General features: G+C 62.9%; 4 protein-coding genes. 1 reads left to right on the plus strand and 3 read right to left on the minus strand.

The features are described from left to right. Positions 1–270: hypothetical protein (locus SGJ19_04390; GenBank protein MDZ4779469.1), on the plus strand; the 270-nt coding region annotated here is incomplete at its 5' end. A 104-nt stretch (positions 271–374) separates the two neighbouring features. On the opposite strand, the gene SGJ19_04395 is transcribed toward SGJ19_04390, so the two are convergent. From SGJ19_04395 to SGJ19_04405, 3 genes are all read right to left on the minus strand, one after another. Further along, positions 375–1,322, minus strand: a complete 948-nt coding sequence (locus tag SGJ19_04395; protein MDZ4779470.1) for a BsuBI/PstI family type II restriction endonuclease — start codon at positions 1,320–1,322, stop codon at positions 375–377. Further along, on the minus strand, positions 1,322–2,854 hold the full coding sequence (locus tag SGJ19_04400) for an Eco57I restriction-modification methylase domain-containing protein (GenBank protein MDZ4779471.1): 1,533 nt from the start codon (positions 2,852–2,854) through the stop codon (positions 1,322–1,324). The genes SGJ19_04395 and SGJ19_04400 overlap by 1 nt, the downstream gene beginning before the upstream one ends. Positions 2,855–2,948: 94 nt before the next feature. Next, positions 2,949–3,325 (minus strand): tetratricopeptide repeat protein (locus SGJ19_04405; GenBank protein ID MDZ4779472.1); only part of this gene is annotated, 377 nt, incomplete at its 5' end.

Raw genomic sequence — 3,325 nt, forward strand, 5'->3', positions numbered from 1 at the left:
CGCGTGAAGACCTGCACGTACACCGTCTGCAAGATGGTGCCCGAGCAACGCGTGAAGACCTGCAACTACACGGTTTGCAAGATGGTGGCCGAGACCCGCGTCAAGCAGGTCCCGTACTGCGTCTGCAAGCCGGTTCACTACACCAAGACGGTTCGCGTCCCCCGCTGCGTCGCGACGCAGGTGCCCTACACGGTCACCCGCTGCGTGCCGCGGACGATCTGCCGCGAGGTTCCCGTCCAGGTGTGCTGCCCGGTGCCGTGCTGCAACTAAGCGGCCGGGAATAGAGGACTGACACGGTGGGGCCTGGTCCCACTTGCGACGGCGGCCCGATCTCCTCGGAGGTCGGGTCGCCGTTTTTTTGTTGGCGGGGCGGGCTACTTGCCGCGTCGCGGATACGGGCCGAGGAATCGCTCGCCGTCGAAGTGGATCATGTGATCGGGGAATTGGGCGATCCAAACCTCCGACTCCCAAACCACGTCGGCGGCGTACTTCTTAAAGGCCCCGAAATCGAGGAACGCCGTCACATACACGCGGCCGGCGGGACAACCCGTCAACATTGCCTCAAGCTCGGCATGCCGCTTGGCCGAAACCGGCCCATGCGAAGTGACGGCCTCAATCAGGAAGAGCCAATTGCGGTCCCGTTCGTACAAAACCACGTCCGGCAACTTGTCGTGGTTCCATTCCGGGATGCCGAGTTCCTTCAGCAGTTGAGCGTCCAGAACCAGTCGCTTGTCCGCCGTGTCGCCCAGGTACGCCACGACGGCGTTGGGCGCGAAGCGAGCGGCGAACTCGGTTACGATCAACCTTTGCAATTCGTTGTGGACTCCCGGCGAGAGTTCCACTTGCGAACCATCGGGCAAAGTGACGGGAACCTTGACGAGATTCCTCGCGCGGGAGTACGCGGCGGCCAGGCTTCCGTGTTGCGCAACGAACTTCGCGCACGTTGTCGCGAAGTTTTTGCGACCAAAGCACTTCAGGACTTCAGCGGCCGTCGCCGTAAGCTGATAGACCGTGTCGCCGCTGTTCGTCGGCCGGGTGGGAACGTCCGGGTTCCGGTCGATCAGGCGGGCCTGCTCGAATTGATGAATCGTCTGGCGGCGGATCGTCTCGCGGCTATTGGCCGCGTAGTCCTTGCCATAATGTTCGCGCATCCAACCCATGATGTCCCAGATGCGCAACAGCGGGCGCGAGACCCGCGACCAAGCGTCCGCCTCGCTCAAACCGGCCAGCGCCAACAGGGTCAAAGTCGATCGTTCGTTCTGCTGTTGTTTTGGCAGTCCCAGGCTCCTGACGATTTCCAGGGCGTCTTCGCGCTTGCTCATCAGGCCGCCTCCACAAGCTGCTCGATCAGCCGCGGATCCAGGCCCATCGCACGGCCGACGACGCTCTCCACCAGACTGCAATCCTGGTTCTTGATCTGCTCGATTTCCTCACCGAGCCTGTCTAGGGTCCGCGCATCCGGCATGGGCAAACCGCGGATCTCCGTGGCGTTCACCTGCGTGTTGCCGCTGATCGCGCGAAAGTATCGGTCGACGAGGGCGGAATTGAAGTAGGCGGCCAGGCCAAACGCCTCCGCCCGCGACAGGTCCGCATTTTGGCGATACACGTAATTCAGGTGGTTCTCCAAGCCGAGCCATTCCGAATACGAGTCCGCGGCGGTTACGATGCCAGCCACGAGCCGCCTCTTTTCCTCTTTGGCCGTGAAGCGCTTGAGGAGCACGTACGTTCTGGCGGGAACCAGCAGCCGGCGAGACGCGGCGCTGACGACGATGTGCGTCGGCTTGCCGTTCTTGGGCGGAAACCGCGTCACAAACGGACGGACGTTGTGCATCCACAGCAGCGGCGCGGTGTTCGCCGACGGTTCGTCGCGAAGGAACTCGGTGGACCGAAATGTGACGACCGGTCCCGTCGAAATCTCCAACCCAAGGTCTCGAAAGCGTTGGGGAAGCGCATCCATCGCCGCAACGACCTCGCACTCCAGATGATTGGTGGTCAGGCGAACCACTCTATCGCCGTTGACGTCGATGAGTTTGCCGTAGGGGACCGTCTGTTGGCCTGCATCGAAAAGATCCCGCCCTCGACTGGTCGTGAGAGCTACGTCCTTTTGCTCTCCGTGTTTTTCCGCAAGCAGGATGACGTTCTCTTGCAGAACGGCGTCCTCCCGAAATGCCTCGGTGCGCGAATCGAAGACGTGGATGTGCCGTGCCGTCAATTGGTCGAAGAAGTATTTCCTGAATCGCTTGAAGTAAGGCCCGTTGAAGTAACTCCTGGGGGTAATCGCGACAAATTGGCCGCCGGGAAGCAGCATGTCCGCAGCGGCCGCCATGAACAGCGCGTAAATATTCGGCTGGCCGTGCACGACGTGGCTCATCGCGCGTGCCTGGACGGAGTCCTTGCGGAGCTTGAAGTACGGCGGATTGAGAATAGCCACTTGAAACGAGGGCGAACGATCGTCGCCAAACAACGGGGTGCTCGCATTCGCAAGAATGAAATCTTCCTCGCGAAGGACGTACTCCAATTCATGCCCAACGTCGCGCAGTGTCTTTCCGCAGCGCGCCATGGTCTGGCGAATGTAGGGCCCAAGGTGCCGATCGTTCTCCCAAAGTTCGATGAACAGGCGGCGGGGCGCGGATTCCTTCAGAACTCGCTCGCAAACCGCCGCGGACAATACCCCCACGCCGGCGCCCGGATCGAGAACCCGGATCGTTCCGGCGGGGAGCGGGAACATCCCCGCCATGAAGCGCGCAATGGCGCTGGGCGTGCCGAAGTGGCCGCGTTCCTTCCGCTCCTCCGCGGAGGTCGAATCGTCGAATGCGCGCTGTCGTTCGGCGGCGTATTCGGCCAGTTCAGCCATCTGTCCGGCCCCAGCTCCGAGGTTCCTCGGCCGGCGCAATGAAGCATGCCGCCAGCCCAACCGCCATGATGGTAGAGGATGCCGGCGGGAGGGGCTAGCCGCCGGGTGGCTGGCGTGGCGTGGAGTCGATGCTCGCCAGCATCGTCCGAAAATTCAGCGCATCGGCCGGATCGAGGGCCAGCAGGCGCTCGGCGATTTCGCGGGCCTTGTCGGGTTGGCCGAGCTGCTGGAAGCTCCAGGCCAGGCCCTTGCCGGCCTGAAAGAAGCCCTGGTTGGCGGGGCGCTGGTAGAGGAGCGGTCCGGGGTCGCCCGCTTGGGCCAGCGCATCGACGCCCAGTTGAAAGGCGTAGCCGAAGTGCGCGCGGGCCAACTTCGCGTCCCCTTCCTCCAAGGCGATCTCGCCCAACAGCCGATGGGCGGCCAGCAAGTCGCGGCAGCCTTCCAACAGCCAACGCAACTCCTCGCGGGCGA

Source organism: Planctomycetia bacterium (assembly GCA_034440135.1).
Lineage (GTDB): Bacteria > Planctomycetota > Planctomycetia > Pirellulales > JALHLM01 > JALHLM01.

What these genes read in the sequence shown, in the direction of transcription:
- SGJ19_04395 (MDZ4779470.1), bottom strand. Translation starts at nt 1,322, where the DNA reads ATGAGCAAGCGCGAAGACGCCCTGGAAATCGTCAGGAGCCTGGGACTG.
- SGJ19_04400 (MDZ4779471.1), bottom strand. Translation starts at nt 2,854, where the DNA reads ATGGCTGAACTGGCCGAATACGCCGCCGAACGACAGCGCGCATTCGAC.